This is a genomic window from Lysinibacillus sp. BS3 (genome assembly GCF_039614735.1).
GTDB classification, from domain to species: Bacteria; Bacillota; Bacilli; order Bacillales_A; family Planococcaceae; genus Lysinibacillus; species Lysinibacillus capsici.
Genome location: NZ_CP154860.1, coordinates 3670418 through 3690247 on the forward strand (window position 1 = coordinate 3670418; position 19830 = coordinate 3690247).

Genomic DNA, 19830 nt, shown 5'->3' on the forward strand with positions numbered 1-19830 from the left:
TTCGTTTTTACTAAATGTAATTTAATATTTATAAATAAAACTCCCGTTTATTTCCTCTATTTAAGCTGATTATTGCTTCTCAAATTTATTTTAAAATCGAGAAACTTTCAGCACACCCTTTTGTATTTAATTGAACAGACGATAATGATGGAGTAATATACTCCTGTATTTTTCTATCCATCATTTAAAAATATAGTATAGTTATTGTAAAAACCGAAATGATCGAGGGGACTGGAATAGATGAACTTACTAGAAGTTGGAGTAAAAATAAAGCAGATGCGGAAGAAAAATAAAATGTCTCAGGATGATTTAGCTTCGCAGATTAATTTAACGAAAAGTCATATTTCAAAAATAGAAAATGGCAAAGCGACACCGAGTCTGGTGACATTGTCTAAGATTGCGGAAATATTTGATGTGCCCATGGCTTGGTTTGTTATTCAGGATCAATTTGATGGCATTTCGATTGTTTCGAAAAAAGAACGCAATGAGACTGTTGAGACGAATGAACTTGGCTATCAATATGAGCTGTTAGCGAATAAGAGCTATATGAGCAATATCAATCCTTCTATTGTTACTGTACATAATGGGGCGGAAAATTTAGCTCCTTATACACACGATAATGATGAATTTATTTATGTCATCTCTGGTAGTATCGTCTTGAAATACGATCATAAATTTTACCATTTAGAAGAGGGGGACTCTGCGTATTTTTCTGGGAAAAAGGAGCATATCTTTATTAATAATTCTGTAGAAAACTCAAAGGTATTAACGATTTATGTTGAGGATTAAATCTTTCTTTAAAACGTAAATATTATCGAAAATACAAATTTCTTGTTTACAATACTATTCAGACAATTTACAATTGGTGTAATGTTATTCAACTAAGTTGAATTATATTACACTTTTTTAATTTTGGGGGTATGGGGATGACTTCACGTATTAAGGGATTTTATTTACTTTCAGTAGAAGAGCGAATTAAGTTAATCGCTGAAAAATCAAATTTAACCAAAGAGGAAGTTGAAGCTTTAAAAAGTGGAATTTCATTAGAGCTTGCTGATGCAATGGTTGAAAATGTTATTGGACATATTTCAGTGCCTCTAGGGGTAGCGGCCAACTTTAAGGTGAATGGCAAAGAGGTATTTATTCCGATGGCTACTGAAGAGCCGTCAGTAATTGCTGCGGCTAGTAATGCTGCCCGTGCAGCATATGAGTTAGGGGGTATTTTTACTTCCAGCTCGGGAACAGTTATGCGCGGACAGATTCAGGTATTAAATATTGAGGACCCTCATGCAGCGAGGGCGAAAATTTTTGAACATAAAAATGAGATCATCGAGCATTGTAATGAAAAGGATCCAACGTTAGTCAAGTTAGGCGGTGGAGTGAAGGATATAGAAGTGCACTTAATCGACACAGCAAAAGAAACAATGGTTGTCGTTCATTTAATCGTAGATACGAAGGATGCAATGGGGGCAAACGCAGTCAATACGATGGCGGAATCTGTGTCACCATTAATCGAACGTATTACAAATGGACGAGTTGTGCTACGGATTATTTCAAATTTAGCAGATAAGCGTATTGTTCGTGCGCGTGGTGAATTCTCGACAGAAATGCTCGGGGGGATAGAGATTGCGAAAAATATTGTAAGTGCTTACGAATTTGCAGATGCTGACCCGTATCGGGCTGCCACACATAATAAAGGGGTTATGAATGGTATTACTGCTGCAGTATTAGCATCGGGTAATGATACACGTGCTGTTGAGGCTGGTGCTCATGCCTATGCTGCTCGTTCTGGTAGATATCGTTCTTTAACAACGTGGGAGCTGAATAAAGCAGGCAATCTTGTTGGTACGTTGGAATTGCCATTAGCTGTTGGTATTGTGGGAGGGGCTACGAAGACTCATCCTGTTGCAAAAGCAGCGCTAAAAATTATGGATGTGCAAACAGCAGAGGAGCTAGCCAGCTCCATTGCCGCAGTAGGATTAGTAGAAAATCTAGCAAGCTTACGCGCACTTTCAGCAGAGGGTATTCAATCTGGTCATATGCGTCTGCATGCGAAAAACTTGGCTGTAATGGCTGGGGCAACAGGCGATATTATTGATCGAGTTGTGCAGCAGGCGGTAGAAGAGAAGGATTTCCGTTATGATCGTGTTTTAGAGATTACAAACTCTCTGCGAGGTGAATAATACATGGCGAATACTCCATACAATGAGCAAAAAAATGTAGAGGAAAAGAAGTTTATTGAAATTTTAGGAGACACGGTTTCTGGCAATCAGTTAATTATTTCAATTATTTTAAGCGTTGCCGCAAGCTTTTTAGGCTATCAGTTTGGTCAGTGGGTTTTTCCGAAGTTTGCAGACCCTCAGATGATTAACTCTTATTCACTGTTAACAGGAATCACGGGTATTCTGATTGTTGTTGCTATTAATACGATTCTTTTTAAACCAAAGCGTATTTTAGTAGAAGATGAAGCATCTAGTCATTCTTTAAAGGAAGCATTTGAGGATTTACAAATTGATATAGACGAGGAAATACGCTTAATCGAGGAAGATCCGGTGACAAAAAAAGAGCTTGAGGATTTTGGCATTCTTTCTAGCTTACAAGGCTTGAAAGGAGCGGATAAAAAATGAGTATTTATGTAATAGCTCTTTTATTTGCACTTCTTGGTGCAGCAATCTTTACTATAATTGGACTTATTTCAGGTACAGATGAAACAGCAATTATGGTACCAATTACATTGTTAGTTATTTTGCTGGGAGCGCCTCCTGAAGGGGTATTCGCCTTTTTCATGGCGGGCGTGTTAGCTAAGCATTTAACACATGCTGTCCCAACTGCGTTATTAGGCATTCCAGGGGATACAACGGCTGTACCGTTAATCGATCATGCCAATACATTACGCCGTTTAGGCATGCCGCACGTTGCACTACGTAAAATGATTTCTGGCGGTGTTATCGGTGCATTTATCGCCCTACCAACCGCTGTATTGTTAGGTCAATTTTTAGGTCAATTTGCCGACTTTTTTAAATCTTCATCAGGCATCATTTTTACACTTGCCGCTATTTTAATCGCATTCTTTTCAAAAGGAAAATGGGCAAGTATTTTAATCATTATTCCATTTGCATTTTTCATTAAAGCTTTAGATAGCGTTAGCTTCGCGATGCTGGATAAACATTTAAGTATTACATTCTTTTTAGGAATTGCGATTGGACCGATGTTTTGTAATATTTTAATGGCGGCTTCTTCTGTTGCTAAAAATGATCTAGCACGCAGTAAGCCAAATCAATATAATCTTGCTCCCGAAACGAAATCATGGAAAGGCTATTTCCCGAATCCATTTAAAATTTTATCGAAAAGGCAGACCATTTTTACGAGTATTACAACGTTTCTTTCCTCCCTTACATTTGTCTTTAGTCCTGTTGGGATGACGTCATTGATGGGAGAAATTGTAGGCTCTCGTACAAAAGGTGCCTATAAAAAATCAACAACGAGTCTTACTGTTATGAATGGTGTAACGGAATCGACATATATTGCTGAAGCGATTATTCCATTAATTGCATTCGGTATTCCGTTAAGCCCAGTAGCACTTGGACCAGCATCACCATTATTTAATGCACCACCGATTTTTACAGTAGATCCAGTTAACAACTTACACACGCTAATGTCTTCATGGGACTTTTTCATTTTTGGGTTAATCGGTATTAGTGTAGCCGCTTTAATTGCTTATCCATTTGCGATGAATTATGCACGTAAAGCATCTGTATTAGTATTGAAATATATTAGCCAGGAAGCAATCGTAGCGATGTTCATCGGATTAGCATTTTTGCTTGCCTATAACGAGGCACAATTACTAGGAGTAGTGTTAACATTTACAGTCGCAACTGTTGGTGGTTTATTAAATCGTATTTTAGGTGTAGGGGCTGGAGTGCAATTCATGGTATTCTACGCATCAAGCTGGATTATGCTACAGCTGTTCGGCATTTAATTAAAGGAAGTGTATCTTGATGAACTTACCAAAAGCAGTGGAGATTAGAGAAGTAGGTCCGCGTGACGGCTTACAAAATGAGAAAATTTTTATTCCAACTGATTTGAAAGTGCAATGGATTAACTTAATCAGTGAAACAGGTGTCCGCCATATCGAAGTATCCTCTTTTGTTAGTCCCAAGTGGATACCAGCTTTAGCCGATCATCATGAAGTGTTTGAGCAAATCGCACGTGATGAAAAAATAACGTATGCAGCTCTTGTGCCTAATTTGAAAGGGGTAGAAGGAGCCATTCAACAAAAGGTTGATGAAATTGCGTTATTTATCTCTGCCTCTGAGGAGCATAATCAAAGTAATGTAAACGCTTCAATTAACCAATCTTTACAGAATTTAAAAGCTGTAGCTGAAGCAGCAAATCGTGAAGGTATATCGTTAAGAGGCTATATTTCAACTGTATTTGGCAGTCCGTTTGGTGATGAAGTAAAGCTTCAAACAGTAAAGGGAATCATTGATGCCTATCTAGCAATGGGCGTTTCTGAAATTTCTCTCGGCGATACAATTGGGGTAGCGGATCCTGTACAAGTAAAGGCTATTTTATCAGAGCTACTCACTCAATACGATAGTGATTTATTTGCCCTTCATTTTCATGATACGTATGGCCGTGCTTTAGCAAATATCTTTGCAGCACTTGAGCTGGGGATTACAAAATACGACAGTGCTATTGGAGGTTTAGGGGGATGCCCCTATGCCCCTGGTGCAAGCGGCAATGTGTCAACGAATGATTTAGTAAATTTCCTGCATCGTTTAGGCGTCCAAACGAATATTGATGAAGAAAAACTATTTACCGCGACACGATTTTTACAGCAGGCAATAAATAGACAGCTTGATAGTAAAGTGTATAAAGTGCAAAGTAATTAAGTAAAAGAGCACCTCTATAGTTAGAATCAAAATTACAACTGCCCCACCCATTGTTAGACTCACTCTACCAATTGGTGGGGCAGTTTTTTTACTGAGGAAAAATAGTTTTATGCCAATTAATCAGCAAATGAATATTAAAAGGAAATTAATAATACTATCTTTGAATTCAATGGAGGACCCTACTAAACATGATCAATATACTTCAAACACTTTGCCAGCAGTTGGGTACGATTGGTTACTTGAAACTTTCTATATAGGTTTTGAAGGTGTTTTTTGATTGTATTTTCACTGACAAATAATTGCTGGGCGATATCTATATTTTTTAAGCCTTTTAAAACAAAGCTTAAAACTTCTTTTTCTCTTTCTGTCATTTCAAATAAGATGGAAGGCTGTGAATAGTGATGGAGGGAATACATGTTTTCGATATTTCTTTTCAAATACACTAACTTTAATATATCTTTTTCATTAAATAGCTTCTCTCCTGTTTTCCTTAAAAAGCCAATAACTGCTACGAGCTTATTGTCTATTCTTAAATACATGGCCATTTCATCTTCATAGCGATTTTCTTTCAAAAAAACTTCTTTATAGTGGGTTTGTTTTTGCAGGCACATAACTTCATTCCTATTCATTAGCTGAATGGAATGCTGTGTATTTATATTTTGAGGGTGTAATGGATCAAAGTTTTTATATCTTTGTAAATATTCATTAATCGTATGACGCTCTATATTAAAAAGCACAGGGGCGGTTAGCTCATTATTTGCTATTTCCCAAAATAACATATGGTGATAGCCGAGATGCTGACTTATTGTATGCAATAGTTCATGTTTAAACCCTTCATTACTTTGTTTCACATTCATATTTGAAATATGATAGCTCGCTTTAAGAATGTTTTCTAAATCATTTTCTAAAAACATGAAAACACCTCATTTCTCTATTATGCTTTTATATTCTACTTAAAACAGAATTATCCTTTTGGGTAATATCTTAATTTTAGAATATTCAGTACATTATAGTTGCAAGATCACTATTATACGAGGTGAGAATATGAATTTACAAGAGTATGCATCATATGACGGTATTGGGTTAGCAGAGCTAGTAAAATCAAAGGAAGTAACACCACAGGAATTAAAGGAGCTAGCGTTAGAAGGAATAAAAAAAGTCAATCCATCCATTAATGCAGTTGTTAGTGTGTTAGAAGAGCAGGCTGACAAAGCAATTGAGAAAGTTGATGAAAATGCGCCGTTTGCAGGTGTTCCGTTTTTAATTAAAGAGCTTGTGTTACATGCAGAGGGTGTTCCGCATAGTATGGGGAGTCGTATTGGAGAAAAGACGGTTATACCCGTCGATAGTGAATTAATGGCGCGCTTTAGAAGGGCTGGCTTGATTTTAGCAGGTACTACGACAACACCTGAGTTTGGCTATAATGCAGCGACTGAAGCAGTTATTTATGGTGCAACGCGCAATCCGTGGAATTTAAATCATAGTCCAGGCGGTTCGAGTGGAGGGTCAGCAGCCGCTGTGGCAAGTGGTATTGTGCCAATCGCTCATGCTAATGATGGCGGAGGTTCTATTCGTATCCCCGCTTCCTGTAGTGGGTTAGTGGGATTAAAGCCAACACGGGGAAGAGTTCCAGCTGGTCCATTCAATAGTGAGCCTTTAAATGGTATTGCCATTGAGTTCGCTGTGACTCGTACAATTCGTGATACAGCGGTGCTATTGGATCAAGTAGCAGGCCCTGACTTAGGGAGCTATTCCAAATTAGAGGTAACACATGCACCGTATGGTCAACTTATCAAGGAAACAGTGCGCCCGCTAAAAATTGCTTGGACAACTGAAACAAATTCTGGGGCATTTGTCGATCCGGAATGTATAGAAGCGGTTCATAAAACAGTTCAAGTATTAAAAGAACTAGGACACGAGGTAGTAGAGGCGCGTCCGAAATATGAACAAGCATCATTCACAAAGGCGACGGTCGATATTTGGACAGCGAATATTTATCAAATGATTAAGGGGGCTGCAGCGGGAACTAGTAAAGCAGTTTCTCCAGACTATATTGAAGCAGCCATTTGGAAATGCTATGAATATGGTGGTCAATTAAAGGCGGCTGATTTATTGGAAGCTATTCATACAAATGCAGTCGTTTCACGTCAAGTTGCAGGCTTCTTTGAAGATTATGATATTTTATTGAGTCCAACTATTGGCACACTTCCTGCTAAAATTGGTGAATTAAATGCCAACAATCCTAACATTTCGGCTGTTGAATGGACAGAGCAAATTTTCACGTATGCACCGTTTACAAATTTATTCAATGCTACAGGTCAGCCCTCCATATCATTGCCTTTAGCAGAAAGTAAATCAGGTCTACCAATTGGTCTACAAATGACAGGTAAGTTTGCAGATGAATTGACGTTATTACAGCTAGGTAGACAGCTAGAGGAAGCAATGCCTTGGAAAGACCGTCAACCAGCAGTACATGTCAGTGAACAGCCTCAGCCAGCAGTATAATATAGCATGAACGCACCTAGTGTAGACTGGGTGCGTTTTCTTTCTGTCGTAATTTTCAAGCTTCCTCAAAAGCAGGTTTTATCCTGACCTCGAACTCATATACATAACATAAAAGCTAATAGGAGTAGTGATTATTGGACAAACAACAACATAAGTACAGATGGATTGTGTTTGTTGCTGTATTGTTTACCTATTTGTTAATGGCAAGTCAGCGAACTGCTCCAGGGTTAATTACAGATCAATTGATGGAGGATTTTGGGGTAACGGCTTCGACAATTGGCTTATTGACGAGTATTCAATTTTTTGTGTACACGAGTTTGCAAATGCCGATGGGGATTTTAGCTGACCGATTTGGGCCAAACCTTTTCCTCATCATTGGTGCCATCCTTACAGGTATAGGAACCATTCTTTACAGTCTAGGTACACATGAATTCATTCTATTCTTTTCTAGAATACTTACTGGTGTAGGAGATGCCACCATATGGGTGAATATGGTGCTTATTTTGGCACAATGGTTTCATAAAAAGGAGTTTGTACGATTAATTGGCTTTGCAGGTATGACAGGGAGCTTAGGCTTCTTATTGGCAACAGTGCCTTTTGCTACATTGATTCTTTTATTAGGTTGGCGAATCACCTTTTTCTCTACAGGACTTTTACTATGCTTATGTGGTGTACTTCTTTATTTTGTGCTCGTACAAAACACAAAACGCATCTTTTCAAAGGAACCAGTCTTCAAAACTGAAGAAATACAACGTGAAAAAAGCTCCAGATTATTACGAAGAATATTTTCAAGCAGGCAAGCATGGGCTTTATTTTTTTGTCATTTTGGCGTTGTTGGCGGGTATGTTGGCTTTATTAGCTCGTGGGCAGTACCATATGGGATCAATATGTATGAGATGTCACGGTCAGAGGCTAGTCAGCTAATTATGATTGGTCTAGTCGGAGCACTAATAGGAGCACCCTTAATGAGCTGGATTGCTGGCTGTTTAGGTACAATTAAGAGACCCTATATTGTTGTGCATATTGCGGTTTTAGCGAGTTGGTTTGCCTTTCTTTTATTGAAAGGGCATCCGTCCATTTTCATGCTCATTGTCCTGTTCTTTATCATCGGCTTTGGCTATGGTGCAAGTGCTTTAACCTTTGCGGCAGTTCGTCAAACTTTCCCTTTAAATGAATCAGGCATTGTTTCTGGATTTGCCAATACAGGGGGCTTTCTAAGTGCCGCATTGCTGCCGATTATTTTTGGGTATATTTTAGATTACTTTCAAGCTGCCACAGGCAATGTAAGTGATGGATACTACTATGGCTTCATCTCGCCAGTCATATTTTCTATCATTGGCTTGATTGGAGTAATGATGTTTAAGGAAAAGCTTTTAAGAGTGATGGATTAAGCCATGCTATAAAATATAAGCATAAAGGGATACCTGCAATAGAGGTATTCCCTTTTTAACGTTGAACGTATTATCCCATATATACACTTGCACAAGTATCTGGAGCAGGTTCATAAAAGCAATGATTCTTAAATTGTCCTGTAAACGGCTGACCATACCATGTTGGGGGACATGGTGCATATGGATTGAAGTACCAGAGTGCGTATTTTGCTGGATGTTCTCGCCAGAAATCTAAGTTTTGTTTCGCCAATCTTTTTTCCGTTTCTCTTGCTCGTTGGTAAAACATATTGCCTTTTTGAACAGCTTCGAAAGAATAGTTTCCACCTTGTACCTGGTAAATAACCTGCTCAATCGTTCTTACATCATTGAAATCTAAACAGGACGCCACAGCACGATTCACAATGACATTGCCCACGTAAAGCATACCTTGTTGACCTTCACCCTCTGCTTCTGCTCTCATCATCCTTGCCATTAAAGCAACGTCTGCATCACGGTATTTTACTCTTGGCATTTTTCCACCTCCACCTTATAGTATGAAAAAGAACAAGGCTAGTTTCACTTTATCTTGAAATTCGTTGTTTTGCAGATCACTCCATAAAAAACACCATCTTTACTGTTCAACAGCAAGATGGTGTTTTTCATTAAAAATTATTTTTGAAGTATGGCGTTTTTTTCAGTACAACACATACTGGGATGGCGATAACTAAGCCTACGATGTTTTGAATGACGTCCCCAGGAATGGATGCCAGCGGGGCAATCCAGCTGTTGAACATAATGGCTTGCCCAACATAGTAAACAGCAATCATCACGGGCATTGATACTACTGCTCCTAAAATATTCAGCCCAAGATTATCACCTTTATGTCCTTTTGACCAAGCAATTTTACCGACAATGAAGCCTTGTAATGCGCGTGAAATAATGGTTGTGGGTGCCCAAATTAACCAGCCACCTACGATATCGAATAAACCCATTCCAATAGCTCCAGCAAGTGCTCCTTTTTTAGGCCCGAATAGAATAGCGGAGATAAACAGCATAGATGTTCCTAAGTGGATAAGGCCCCCTTGCCCAATCGGTAGCTTAAGATTGATAAACATTGTAGCAACGAAAACAAGTGCTGCTAAAATCGCTGTAATGACTAAATCAAATGTTTTTGTGCGTGATTTTGTATAGGATGTTGGCCTTTGTATATTTTGCATTTGTCTCTTCCTCACTATGATGAATATTTTGATGATTTTTACTTTAACAAAGGACTGACTATTGTAAAAGTGTCAATTTCATAAAAAAGTTAAGGGTCAGTTTGAGGTTATTTTCGCATCTTTCTAATTGTGATACGATGGGGAGAGTAAAAGCAGGATGAGTTAGGTGGAATGTATGATGAAAAAAGTTGCTGTAATTCAAGATATGTCGTCCTTTGGAAAGTGCTCATTGACGGCTGCGATGCCTGTACTCTCTGTGATGGGTGTGCAAGCAGTCCCACTACCAACAGCTATTTTAACGGCACAAACAGGATATTCAAGCTTTTATTGTGAAGATTTAACGTCAAAGATGGACTCTTTTATAGACGAGTGGAGTAAGCTTGGAGCTACCTTTGATGGTATTCATACAGGCTTTGTTACAGGTAAGGAGCAAATCGATAATATATTTCGCTTTTTAGACGTGTTTCACTCAAATAAGACGACGTTGCTTGTCGATCCAGTAATGGGCGATCATGGTGAGGTCTATAAGATGTTTACTGGTGAATTGCTTGATCGTATGAAAGCGTTAGTAAAGTGTGCTGATATTATTACGCCAAATGTTACGGAATGTTGCTTGCTTACAGGTTTATCCTATGAAAGGCTATTGAGCTATCAAAATGATACAGATTATATTCATGCCCTTAAGGAGGCAGGTCAGCAGCTACAGCAAACAACTGGAGCAAACGTCATTATTACTGGTTTGAATCCCCCAGCAGGTGATAGGGACAAGCGTTATGTTGGGAATATGTTTGTCGATTCTGAGCGGTCTTTTCATAGTATCCGCAACTATAATGGTGAGAGCTATTCAGGCACAGGCGACCTCTTCGCATCCATCATGATGGGCGGCATGATGCGTGGACAAGATTTAATGGAGTCAATGAAACTAGCAGAAACATTTTTAGCTGCTGCAATTGAAGCTACTTCGAAGGAGCAAGTACCTCGTGAGGCAGGCGTGCATTTTGAAAAGTTTTTAAGCATGCTGCTGTAAAAGTTAATAAGCTCAAAATAAGTAATAGTGATAAAAAATTCGTAAATGTCAGATTCATAGTGACCTTTACGGATTTTTTTGTTGAAAGAAAATTAAATAGTCTAGACTTGGTGCAGTATTATGTACAGTCTATTCTAAGCAGCTCAGTCAATTAGGATGGACAAACTCGATGATTTTATCAAAAAGATTTTATGGTATCATTTTGCTTTCATTTATCGCTACATATGATGTCATGTTTACTTATTTGCTTGAAAACATTGGTTGGATTTTATTGATGACAGTCATCGGTGTGTTGATACCAATGTATTTATTACAGAAGGGTATTCAATATTGTGAAGTATTTTTAGTCATGATGTCATTGTGTTTTATTCCTGTATTCACCTTCTTTTTTCAGCTATTCGATACACGGTTACAATGGTCAAATATTACGTTAATGGGTGTGTTGTTACTGTTATTGTTTGGAATTTTAAGTGTAGTTCTAGAACAAAGAGCTCGTAGCGTTTCCTAATAAAATTTTTCCATGACAAAGTTGCTACACTGAAAAATCCAGAGCCAGTTATGATGGGCATAAAATCAAATTGGCTCTATTTGATTTCTTTAATTGTACCTTTCAAATTCTTTCCTCCTAAAAGCCCTTCCATCCTATTAAAGTGATGTCTCTCATGAATAGACAGCAACTGAATAGCTTGAATGAGATTAGGATAATGCGCAATGGGATCAGGAAAAACAATATGCCCTGCAACATCCTCGTCTATATTTTGTACTAACTTTTGCAAAGCAAGTGTCTCGTTGATAAGTAATTGCTCGATATCATAACTGTTTAATACAAAGCGTATTTTCTTAGGTGGAATCAAAATACTGGGTGCTCGCATTCCATGTCCTTTTTTGGATTGATATTCTTCATAAATATCATGTATTTCAGTAGAGAATGGCTTGTTTCTTCGCATTTTAGCGATAGGCGTAAGGAATAAAGAATATTTGGTTGCTGTGTGGAGCATTTTGAGAATCAAATAAAGGTGATAAAAGTGTTCACCAATGGACCATTTTCCCTCGCGTGTTACACGCCATAGTTCTTCCTGTGAAAGTGAATGAATAGCTGGTAGATAGTGTGCTCGTTGTGCATGTAATGTAAGAAAGTGTTTTGACATATTAGTAGATTCCATAGATTTTCAGCTCCCTTATTTCCATTTTAAGGATTACTGTTGGAAAAGTACATCAAATGCCAATCGTTATGGCCGATAAATAGGAAAAGTATGATAGGAGGAAAAGGCATGGAAATTAGACAATTAACAGCTGCAGATGCTGAAGTATATAGAGATTTAAGATTAGAGGGATTGCAAACAAATCCAGAAGCTTTTGGCGCTAGCTTCGAGGAAGAAAAGGATTTGTCAATTGGGTCGTTTGCAAGTAGGCTCGAAGGACAGGGAACATTTACGTTTGGGGCATTTGACCAGGAGGATTTACTCGGTGTGGCGACATTGGTGCAAGCAAATAAAATGAAGCTAAAGCATAAAGCGAGTATTTTTGCCGTTTATGTTTCTACAAAAAAGCGGGGATTGGGCATAGGAAAACAACTAATGGTAGAGATCATCAATCAAGCAAAGACACTAGTAGACGTCGAGCAAATTAATTTAACAGTTGTTTCTTCCAATGAATCAGCAAAAGGATTATACAAATCGTTAGGTTTTCACGTTTTTGGAACAGAACGAAACGCCTTAAAAATAGGGCAGCAATATTTTGATGAGGATTATATGGTGCTGTATTTCTAAAAATGCTAAAAAGCCTTTGAAGACTTCCATCTTCAAAGGCTTCAATTTATTAGGATGAGTAACAATGGAACAATGGAATTAAAGCAAGGAATAAAAGAATCCCCGTAATAAAAAGAATAAGTAAAGAGCTAACAATGCCCACTTTTTTTATAAGTAACCATAGACTTAGCAAGATAGTAAGGACCGATAATGGGAGTGCCAGCCAAAATCCAAGATACCCCAAGTATTCAATCATAATGGGGAATGAATGGTGAAAGTAATTGTAGGGAATATCTAGCATGAGAAAAATGGTCAATATAAGCTCCATAAAATCCCCCCATCTACATATTTGTTCTTACATATATGGTATGCAGAAGCATCTTTAAGTCACACGGCAGCATCCTTTTTAAAGGATGCTGCCGTATATTTTTTTATAGGCTTATTAATTTTCCCTTTTATCTAACAATTTCAAGATGATCGCTTCCAAATTTTCTATTTTCTTCTCAAAACGCATAAAGAGATAGATGGTAATGGCAATAGGGAAACCTGAATTACCTATTAGGTGAACCCACATTTGTATAGTTTCAATTGGTATCATAACATCTTCCTCCCTCATTATTGTGATGCTTACAGTTATGAAAAGTGAACGTACGATTAATAAAATCAATATGAATGAATAAATTAGGGAACATTTGTTCTGTTTTTGGTTTATAATAGATATATGATATTCACTTTAATGAACAAGAAGGCGAATATATAGGAGTGATGCGAATGTGTAATGAGTACAAAATAATAGAAGAGTTTTTTTACAGAAATAGAGAACAGGTTAAAAACCCAATTATCAGAAGTTTTTTGGCAGATGCACAAAATCTTTATTTGGTACAACATGCAATCTTATATCCCAATGATTGTAATTTGAAAATGGTTGATGAAACATTTCAAGCTCATTATCAAAGGGTACAGAAAATAAAATATATCAGCAATTTAATTTATTTCTTTAGCTTGGATTTCGATAAAAAAAAGAGAAGATTGCAAAATCGCTTTTTATTAGTCGTAGATAGTGGTCTAATGGACGATGGTATAAGAGACGAAGAGAGCGAAGAAGAAGGATTATTAGAAAAAATTGAAAATGAACAGCTCTTTAAAGGCTTGCAAAAATTAACAGACAAGCAACTGCAAATTTTAGAAATGATTTATGTCAAAGACTATTCTATAAAAGTAATCGCTGAAACATTACAAACAACACCACAGAATATATCCAACCTGCATCGAAAGGCTTTAAAGAAGCTTCATCATATTATTAGAAAGGAGGAGATTTAGTCAATGCAGAACAATATGAATGAGGAGATGCTAATAATTATCGAAAATTTTACGCCAAAAATTAAGCAGTGTCTTCATCAAACAAGTTACCAGGATAGAGAAGACTTGGAGCAGGAGATTAAGCTGAAAATTATTGAAAAGCTGACAACGAAAGAATTTGAAAACACACCTAGTTTTTGGAATTTTTTTGTATAATAAAAAAAGAGCAATGCCCTTTTAAGAAGGACAATTGCTCTTTTTAATCATTAACCCTTTAAGAAATCTGGTTTTGCAAAGCTTGGATTTGGATATGTGTAGAAGCCTTCACCTGTTGCGCGGCCCAATTTGCCTTTTTCGATGTACTCTGTTTTTAAGAGGTTAGCTAATTTTTTCATGTTTTCATCACCAGTGGCAGTTGCTTTCGCTTCCACAATGTTATAGGCAGTGTTAATGCCAACGATGTCTAGAATAGCAAATGGTCCAAGTGGAGCGCCTGTACCAATCATCCATGTTTTATCAATTGTTTCTGGATCGGCCACTTCTTTTACAAGTAAAGATTCTGCTGCATCTAAAAACGGAACTAGTAAAGAGTTTAAAATATAGCCAGGTTGCTCTTTATGCAATGGTAGTGGTACCATGCCGATGGCGCGTGCAAATTCAATCACTTCATCAAATACTTTCATATCTGTACCAGGGTGTTTCATAATTTCCGCAGTATTGTTTTTCCAAATTGTATTAGCAAAGTGAAGAGCTAAAAATTTATCAGGACGGCCAGTTGCTTCAGCAAATTGGCTTGGTAGTAAAGTAGACGAGTTTGTTGCAAAAATTGTTTTTGCCGGTGCTACTTTTCCAAGATTCGTGTAAAATTCTGTTTTGATGCTCACAACTTCAGGGATTGCTTCTATAACAAGGTCAGCATTGGCAACGGCTTGCGCCAAGTCACTATTAAAAGTAAGACGTGCATAGGCTGCATCCACTTCTTCTTGTGAAGCACCTAAATCTTGTTGATAAAATGGTTTTAATTTTGTAATACGATCCTGTGCATTTTTTAATGCCTCATCGTTAATGTCATACACTGTTACATTAAAACCTTTGAAAGCAGATTGATAAGCAATTTGGCTTCCTAATACACCACTACCTGCAACCGTAATGTTTTGATAATTCATCGAAATTCCTCCTTTGGAATTGTTACATTAATATAATAGTATGGATATGTAGAGAATCCTTCGTTACAACTCCATACTACTTCTACCGTTGAATAAAAATCAAATGAAAGCCTCTGATATTATATAAATATAAAGTTCTCTGAAAGAAGTTTCATTTCAAGTATGTACCCGCTGTTAAAGAAATATAACAAAGAACAGCCTTTAAGCTGCCCTCATTTAAGAGATAAATCTAATTACATATGTAATTGTTGTAGATAGCATTAAGTAATTTGTCCTTCTGTTAAACTAGTTTCAAACTCAAAAGTAAAATAGGAAAATTATAATGTGTTAAAAATGGGTCTTTTATATAATTATTGTTTAATTCCCATATTTTTATAGATTTATAAACTGTTGTTTTAGTACACTGAATCTATGAATTGAAGGGGGAAAAACAGTGAAGAAAATAATGTTAGCTGGTGCACTGAGTATTGCATGTTTTACAGGGGTTGGTGGACAGGCGTATGCACAGGATGTAGTAAATGTGGAAAATATAATCCATCCAAAGCAGAATGTTGCAGCCACTAGTCAGTTACAAGCCATGCCCTATCAAGATATTTATAAAATGCTTTTGTTATCTAAAATAGGCTTTGAAAATAATGAAGTGTCGATTGTTACAACAAAAAATAGTATTACAGTGAAAATTTCATTAGAGGCGATTCTTCAATCGTACAAAGATGGTACAAACCTCTATCCTGAGGGAGAAAAAGAGTTTAAGGAAAACTATGAAGAACTGAAGAAGTTATTTGGGCCTGCGATTCAAATAAAAATTACACAAACTAGTAATGACTATAAGAGTGAGATATATACAGCTGGCAAATGGGAAGCAGTTAGTGCAGAAGATTTAAATGATATGGTACAGGTATTTGATCGTGCCGACGTTGAGTTAAAAGCAGGTGGATATTTCAAGGATGCTATTGGTCATTGGGCTGAAAGCTATATTCAGTTACTATATCAAACAGATATCATTAATGGGACAACGGCTACTATGTTTAATCCAAATGGACAAGTGACGCGTGGAGAACTGGCGGCTATTATTTTCCGTGCATCTGGCTTAAATGTGAATGAAGATTATGAGGGTCCTGCTTCTTATACTGATCTTAGTGGTTTCTGGGGTGCTAAGGAGGTAGCGATTCTTGAGGAGTATGGCTTAATCGATATTTTCAATGGTGAAAAATTTGAGCCGAAAAAGCCCGTTACACGAGAGGAAATGGCCTATATTACTGCTAGGTATTTAGAAGGTATGGAAGTGAATGTTGCGCAAGTGAGCAAAAACAATTCATTCACAGATAAAAATCAAATGCGTCAAGAAACAGTAGAGGCTATCGGTCTATTGCAACATCTAGGTATTTTAAATGGTACGAATGGTAAGTTTAACCCAAAAGGTAATCTTACTCGGGCAGAGGTTTCTAAAATTTTAACGCTTACTTTAATGCTAGTTAGTGAAGAAGAATAAAAGAGGAAAGGGATGTCTCATGCGCGGAGACATCCCTTTGTTATTCAACAAGTATATGGAAAATATAGCTTAGGAAATAACCTAGAAAGAGATACATAAAAAATGCTTTAAATGAGACTTTCTGTAGCTGATGCAAAATGAATTCAGAAATACTAGCTGTAGCAATCAATCCTATCGAAATGCCCATTAAAATCCCTTGTGCTTTGTCTGGTAAAGCCCAATACTGACCAAACCAGATGAAAATACTAAAGAAAATAGAGAAGATGAAGAAATAAATGAAAAGTCTCCAAAGCCTTTCACCTTGAGAGATGAGTGCAGTAGATAATGCAAATCCCTCTGGAACATGATGAAGAATAATGGAGGCTGTGAGAGAAATACTTAATGCAGCATTTCCAAGTAAATTTCCAACAGTGAGACTAATAGGTATTGTATGGATAATCATAGCTAGTGTTAATAGAGAGACAGAGGGATTCTGTGCATGAGAAGCATGAAATAAGGTATCTAGTAGTTGGAAGATGAAATAACCAATAAAAATACCTAATATAATCCCAAATGATTGATAGATTTGAAAGGAAGAAGGGATGATATCTAGCACAAGCAAGCCTACTAAAAAACCTCCGCACAATAATGATAACCCCTGTGTCGTATGCTGAAATAGCTTAGAGAAAATCCAGGCAATCGCGCCCCCAATGCTCACACTGAAAAATAGAAAACCGCCAAGTATCATTGCACTCACCTGTAAAATTCCTCCGCCCTATCATCAACTTAATGCCTTTTTCAAACTATATGCTAAGTAGAAATGAATATGCTTGACATTGAATTGCCTGCATAAAAACGATCATGACAAAGATGTGCATACTGCAGGTTAGCGAAGGAAAGAATAGAGTCGAAAATATATGCTTGTTGTGATGATACTATGCAAAGGGAGTGTTGTCGTGAAGGCTGTAACCTATCATGGAAATAAAGATATTAGAGGGTCCAACTGTTAAAAGAAGGCCGATATTATTGTGAAAATCACTTCTACTGCTCTTCGTGGAACTGATTTGCATATTTACCAAGGCGCTATTCTGTCACATAAGAATTATGTAATAGGTAAGAGCATGTGACAAAAGTGAAAAAGGGAGACCGTGTCCTCTTGCCTTTTAATGTATCGTACCATTACATATCAATTGCCATTAGAAGAAGCAAGTAGCCTATGAAATATTTTGTGGACGGGAAGATAACTGTATAAAGGTGATTCTAAACCCTTAAATCGAGTGAGTATGCTCCTTTTTTTGTGGAAAAATAGGGAATGGTTTAAATTGACTGAATATTGGTTTAATTCTATACTTTTTAATAGAAAGGATGGATTCATCGATTTAGCTCATATAGGGAGGAATGGTTGAATGAAATGGGATGCTAGTTATGATGTAGTAGTAGTAGGCTCTGGTGCAGCGGGATTGACAGCAGGTTTAACAGCAAAGTTACAAGGAATGAAATCATTAGTGATCGAAAAAACAGATCGCTATGGTGGTGCTTCTGCTATTTCAGGCGGTGCTTTATGGATTCCTAATAATCATATCATTAAAGGTGCAGGTGTCCCAGATACACATGAACTTGCACGCCAATATCTAGATTCAACAATCGGTGATCGTGTGCCAGAAGAGCTAAAGGAAGCTTATATTACGAGAGGGCCTGAAATGTTACGCTTTTTATACAATAAAACAAAGCATATGCGCTTCCAATATGCAAAAGGCTACTCGGATTATTATCCAGAAAAACCAGGTGGGTTGTCACAGGGACGCTCCATTGAACCACTTATTTTCGATTTAACAAAAATGGGCTCTTTAGCAAATTCTATGCGTCGTGCAACTCTATCAACAAAAGGCTTCACGATGAATAGCTACGAGTTTCATAAAGTGAATATGATTACCCGGACGCTAAAAGGTAAAACTACTGCACTGAAATTAGGGGCGCGTTTAGTCAAGTCAAAGGTGACTAAGAGCGATCCAGTAGCCTTAGGAGAAGCTTTAATTGCACGTTTACGCCTCTCCCTTGCAGAAGCAAATGGTGAGCTTTGGCTATCAACGGCCTTTAAAGATTTCATTATGGGCAAAGGAAGAGTAATTGGAATTATTGTGGAACGAGATGGACAAGAGCTTAAAATTGAGGCAAAGAAAGGTGTTGTTCTGTCATCAGGTGGCTTCTCACATAATCAGATACTTCGTGAAAAGTATTTACCAAGTCCTACGAATGCTGCATGGACTTCTTCTCCAGAAGGTCAAACAGGTGACATCCTTGAACCTGGCGTAAAAATTGGTGCAACGTTGGATTTAATGGATAAAGTATGGGGAGCACCTTCTGTTATTGATCCACAAGGACATCCATTCTTCCTTGTGGCAGATCGTGGCGTGCCCAATATGATTGTAGTGGATAGTGCAGGGCAACGTTTTGTCAATGAAGCGGCTCCATATCATGAATTCGTGGATACGATGTATAAGCATCAAGAGGTCACACAGCAGGCAGTTCCTTCCTGGATATTAATTGATGCTTCAGCTAAAAGCCGTTATATTTTTACAGGATTGTTCCCAGGACAGGCATTCCCGAAAAGTTGGTTTGAGCATGGAGTTGCAAAAAGTGCGGAAACGATTGAAGAGCTTGCCAAACAAATGGAAGTGCCAGCGGAGAACCTAGTAGCAACGGTGAATCGTTTTAATGACTTTGCGCGGAACGGACATGATGATGATTTTTATCGAGGAGATAGTGCCTACGATAATTACTACGGGGACCCGACACTACCAAATCCAAATTTAGCAGAAATCAAGAAAGCACCATTCTATGCATTGCGTCTATATCCTGGAGACATCGGCACAAAAGGTGGCCTCGTAGTAGACGAATATGCTCGTGTAATAAAGGAGAATGGCGAACCCATTGAGGGGTTGTATGCTTCTGGCAATTGTTCAGCGTCTATCATGGGGGAAACGTATCCTGGCCCAGGCGCAACCATTGGGCCTGGTATGACACTAAGCTTTGTGGCGACAGCACATATGGCCAATGCAGTGACAAAAGATGAGGTATCACTTGTAAACGTGTAAATGAAACGAAGCCCTTCCTTTCTAATAAGGAGGGGTT

Annotated in this window: 21 protein-coding genes and 1 pseudogene; 15 read left to right on the forward strand and 7 right to left on the reverse strand. The window is 37.7% G+C overall.

Going from position 1 to position 19830, the window contains the following annotated elements; translation table 11 throughout:
- Nucleotides 1-240 precede the first annotated feature (240 nt).
- From AAJG31_RS18115 to AAJG31_RS18135, 5 genes are all read left to right on the forward strand, one after another.
- Nucleotides 241-789, forward strand: a complete 549-nt coding sequence (locus AAJG31_RS18115; RefSeq protein ID WP_257961981.1) for an XRE family transcriptional regulator — start codon at nt 241-243, stop codon at nt 787-789.
- Nucleotides 790-926: 137 nt separating this feature from the next.
- Nucleotides 927-2183 carry a hydroxymethylglutaryl-CoA reductase, degradative gene (locus AAJG31_RS18120; RefSeq protein ID WP_279495990.1) on the forward strand — a complete coding sequence of 419 codons (1257 nt, stop codon included), beginning with the start codon at nt 927-929 and terminating at the stop codon, nt 2181-2183.
- Nucleotides 2184-2186: 3 nt separating this feature from the next.
- Nucleotides 2187-2627: a hypothetical protein gene (locus AAJG31_RS18125; RefSeq protein ID WP_048394316.1), complete on the forward strand. Its 441-nt coding sequence runs from the start codon at nt 2187-2189 to the stop codon at nt 2625-2627.
- The gene (locus tag AAJG31_RS18130) at nt 2624-3979 is read left to right on the forward strand and encodes a tripartite tricarboxylate transporter permease (protein ID WP_004228168.1); all 1356 of its coding nucleotides are present in this window, start codon (nt 2624-2626) and stop codon (nt 3977-3979) included. Before AAJG31_RS18125 ends, AAJG31_RS18130 begins: the two co-directional genes overlap by 4 nt.
- A gap of 19 nt (nt 3980-3998) precedes the next feature.
- Nucleotides 3999-4895 carry a hydroxymethylglutaryl-CoA lyase gene (locus tag AAJG31_RS18135; RefSeq protein WP_279495987.1) on the forward strand — a complete coding sequence of 299 codons (897 nt, stop codon included), beginning with the start codon at nt 3999-4001 and terminating at the stop codon, nt 4893-4895.
- A gap of 182 nt (nt 4896-5077) precedes the next feature.
- Here the strand turns inward: AAJG31_RS18135 and AAJG31_RS18140 are convergent, their stop codons facing one another.
- A complete protein-coding gene (locus AAJG31_RS18140; RefSeq protein ID WP_279495985.1) occupies nt 5078-5809 on the reverse strand; it encodes a helix-turn-helix transcriptional regulator in 732 nt (243 codons plus the stop codon).
- A gap of 130 nt (nt 5810-5939) precedes the next feature.
- Between AAJG31_RS18140 and AAJG31_RS18145 the strand changes: the two genes are divergently transcribed.
- A complete protein-coding gene (locus AAJG31_RS18145; protein ID WP_279495983.1) occupies nt 5940-7400 on the forward strand; it encodes an amidase in 1461 nt (486 codons plus the stop codon).
- 134 nt (nt 7401-7534) lie between these two features.
- Nucleotides 7535-8791, forward strand: coding sequence for an MFS transporter (locus AAJG31_RS18150; RefSeq protein WP_279495981.1), 1257 nt, complete (start codon nt 7535-7537; stop codon nt 8789-8791).
- Nucleotides 8792-8861: 70 nt separating this feature from the next.
- On the opposite strand, the gene AAJG31_RS18155 is transcribed toward AAJG31_RS18150, so the two are convergent.
- Nucleotides 8862-9302, reverse strand: coding sequence for a cell wall hydrolase (locus AAJG31_RS18155; protein ID WP_004228176.1), 441 nt, complete (start codon nt 9300-9302; stop codon nt 8862-8864).
- Between the two features lie 130 nt (nt 9303-9432).
- Nucleotides 9433-9987: an ECF transporter S component gene (locus tag AAJG31_RS18160; RefSeq protein ID WP_004228177.1), complete on the reverse strand. Its 555-nt coding sequence runs from the start codon at nt 9985-9987 to the stop codon at nt 9433-9435.
- Nucleotides 9988-10165: 178 nt separating this feature from the next.
- Between AAJG31_RS18160 and AAJG31_RS18165 the strand changes: the two genes are divergently transcribed.
- On the forward strand, nt 10166-11014 hold the full coding sequence (locus tag AAJG31_RS18165; protein WP_279495978.1) for a pyridoxamine kinase: 849 nt from the start codon (nt 10166-10168) through the stop codon (nt 11012-11014).
- A gap of 169 nt (nt 11015-11183) precedes the next feature.
- Nucleotides 11184-11522 (forward strand): hypothetical protein, encoded by a 339-nt coding sequence (locus tag AAJG31_RS18170; protein ID WP_279495976.1) that lies wholly within the window; start codon nt 11184-11186, stop codon nt 11520-11522.
- A gap of 76 nt (nt 11523-11598) precedes the next feature.
- Here AAJG31_RS18170 and AAJG31_RS18175 read toward each other — a convergent pair whose 3' ends face one another.
- On the reverse strand, nt 11599-12177 hold the full coding sequence (locus AAJG31_RS18175; protein WP_279495974.1) for a DinB family protein: 579 nt from the start codon (nt 12175-12177) through the stop codon (nt 11599-11601).
- Nucleotides 12178-12285: 108 nt separating this feature from the next.
- Here AAJG31_RS18175 and AAJG31_RS18180 point away from each other — a divergent pair, with 108 nt between their 5' ends.
- The gene (locus AAJG31_RS18180) at nt 12286-12783 is read left to right on the forward strand and encodes a GNAT family N-acetyltransferase (protein WP_279495972.1); all 498 of its coding nucleotides are present in this window, start codon (nt 12286-12288) and stop codon (nt 12781-12783) included.
- 421 nt (nt 12784-13204) lie between these two features.
- On the opposite strand, the gene AAJG31_RS18185 is transcribed toward AAJG31_RS18180, so the two are convergent.
- Entirely contained in the window at nt 13205-13360 is a 156-nt protein-coding gene (locus AAJG31_RS18185) for a YvrJ family protein (protein ID WP_082148167.1), read from the reverse strand.
- Nucleotides 13361-13533: 173 nt separating this feature from the next.
- Here AAJG31_RS18185 and AAJG31_RS18190 point away from each other — a divergent pair, with 173 nt between their 5' ends.
- Both AAJG31_RS18190 and AAJG31_RS18195 read left to right on the forward strand, forming a co-directional pair.
- Nucleotides 13534-14082 carry a sigma-70 family RNA polymerase sigma factor gene (locus AAJG31_RS18190; protein WP_279495968.1) on the forward strand — a complete coding sequence of 183 codons (549 nt, stop codon included), beginning with the start codon at nt 13534-13536 and terminating at the stop codon, nt 14080-14082.
- Between the two features lie 3 nt (nt 14083-14085).
- Nucleotides 14086-14277, forward strand: coding sequence for a hypothetical protein (locus AAJG31_RS18195; RefSeq protein ID WP_004228187.1), 192 nt, complete (start codon nt 14086-14088; stop codon nt 14275-14277).
- Nucleotides 14278-14327: 50 nt separating this feature from the next.
- Here the strand turns inward: AAJG31_RS18195 and AAJG31_RS18200 are convergent, their stop codons facing one another.
- On the reverse strand, nt 14328-15227 hold the full coding sequence (locus AAJG31_RS18200) for a 3-hydroxyacyl-CoA dehydrogenase (protein WP_048394338.1): 900 nt from the start codon (nt 15225-15227) through the stop codon (nt 14328-14330).
- Nucleotides 15228-15660: 433 nt separating this feature from the next.
- Here AAJG31_RS18200 and AAJG31_RS18205 point away from each other — a divergent pair, with 433 nt between their 5' ends.
- Entirely contained in the window at nt 15661-16719 is a 1059-nt protein-coding gene (locus AAJG31_RS18205; RefSeq protein ID WP_279495966.1) for an S-layer homology domain-containing protein, read from the forward strand.
- A gap of 40 nt (nt 16720-16759) precedes the next feature.
- Here the strand turns inward: AAJG31_RS18205 and AAJG31_RS18210 are convergent, their stop codons facing one another.
- Complete coding sequence (locus AAJG31_RS18210; RefSeq protein WP_231595704.1) at nt 16760-17446, reverse strand: zinc transporter family protein; 687 nt, start codon at nt 17444-17446, stop codon at nt 16760-16762.
- A 208-nt stretch (nt 17447-17654) separates the two neighbouring features.
- On the opposite strand from AAJG31_RS18210, the pseudogene AAJG31_RS18215 reads away from it, so the two are divergent.
- Together AAJG31_RS18215 and AAJG31_RS18220 are read left to right on the forward strand one after the other, a co-directional pair.
- A pseudogene (locus AAJG31_RS18215) lies at nt 17655-17872 on the forward strand (alcohol dehydrogenase catalytic domain-containing protein); the annotation flags it as partial.
- A 232-nt stretch (nt 17873-18104) separates the two neighbouring features.
- Complete coding sequence (locus AAJG31_RS18220) at nt 18105-19793, forward strand: FAD-dependent oxidoreductase (protein WP_279495964.1); 1689 nt, start codon at nt 18105-18107, stop codon at nt 19791-19793.
- Nucleotides 19794-19830 lie beyond the last annotated feature (37 nt).

Excerpts from the sequence above, each read along its gene's own strand:
- AAJG31_RS18115 (WP_257961981.1), top strand. The coding sequence starts at position 241 with ATGAACTTACTAGAAGTTGGAGTAAAAATAAAGCAGATGCGGAAGAAA.
- AAJG31_RS18120 (WP_279495990.1), top strand. The coding sequence starts at position 927 with ATGACTTCACGTATTAAGGGATTTTATTTACTTTCAGTAGAAGAGCGA.
- AAJG31_RS18125 (WP_048394316.1), top strand. The coding sequence starts at position 2,187 with ATGGCGAATACTCCATACAATGAGCAAAAAAATGTAGAGGAAAAGAAG.
- AAJG31_RS18130 (WP_004228168.1), top strand. The coding sequence starts at position 2,624 with ATGAGTATTTATGTAATAGCTCTTTTATTTGCACTTCTTGGTGCAGCA.
- AAJG31_RS18135 (WP_279495987.1), top strand. The coding sequence starts at position 3,999 with ATGAACTTACCAAAAGCAGTGGAGATTAGAGAAGTAGGTCCGCGTGAC.
- AAJG31_RS18140 (WP_279495985.1), bottom strand. The coding sequence starts at position 5,809 with ATGTTTTTAGAAAATGATTTAGAAAACATTCTTAAAGCGAGCTATCAT.
- AAJG31_RS18145 (WP_279495983.1), top strand. The coding sequence starts at position 5,940 with ATGAATTTACAAGAGTATGCATCATATGACGGTATTGGGTTAGCAGAG.
- AAJG31_RS18155 (WP_004228176.1), bottom strand. The coding sequence starts at position 9,302 with ATGCCAAGAGTAAAATACCGTGATGCAGACGTTGCTTTAATGGCAAGG.
- AAJG31_RS18160 (WP_004228177.1), bottom strand. The coding sequence starts at position 9,987 with ATGCAAAATATACAAAGGCCAACATCCTATACAAAATCACGCACAAAA.
- AAJG31_RS18165 (WP_279495978.1), top strand. The coding sequence starts at position 10,166 with ATGAAAAAAGTTGCTGTAATTCAAGATATGTCGTCCTTTGGAAAGTGC.
- AAJG31_RS18170 (WP_279495976.1), top strand. The coding sequence starts at position 11,184 with ATGATTTTATCAAAAAGATTTTATGGTATCATTTTGCTTTCATTTATC.
- AAJG31_RS18175 (WP_279495974.1), bottom strand. The coding sequence starts at position 12,177 with ATGGAATCTACTAATATGTCAAAACACTTTCTTACATTACATGCACAA.
- AAJG31_RS18180 (WP_279495972.1), top strand. The coding sequence starts at position 12,286 with ATGGAAATTAGACAATTAACAGCTGCAGATGCTGAAGTATATAGAGAT.
- AAJG31_RS18185 (WP_082148167.1), bottom strand. The coding sequence starts at position 13,360 with ATGATACCAATTGAAACTATACAAATGTGGGTTCACCTAATAGGTAAT.
- AAJG31_RS18190 (WP_279495968.1), top strand. The coding sequence starts at position 13,534 with ATGTGTAATGAGTACAAAATAATAGAAGAGTTTTTTTACAGAAATAGA.
- AAJG31_RS18195 (WP_004228187.1), top strand. The coding sequence starts at position 14,086 with ATGCAGAACAATATGAATGAGGAGATGCTAATAATTATCGAAAATTTT.
- AAJG31_RS18200 (WP_048394338.1), bottom strand. The coding sequence starts at position 15,227 with ATGAATTATCAAAACATTACGGTTGCAGGTAGTGGTGTATTAGGAAGC.
- AAJG31_RS18210 (WP_231595704.1), bottom strand. The coding sequence starts at position 17,446 with ATGATACTTGGCGGTTTTCTATTTTTCAGTGTGAGCATTGGGGGCGCG.
- AAJG31_RS18220 (WP_279495964.1), top strand. The coding sequence starts at position 18,105 with ATGAAATGGGATGCTAGTTATGATGTAGTAGTAGTAGGCTCTGGTGCA.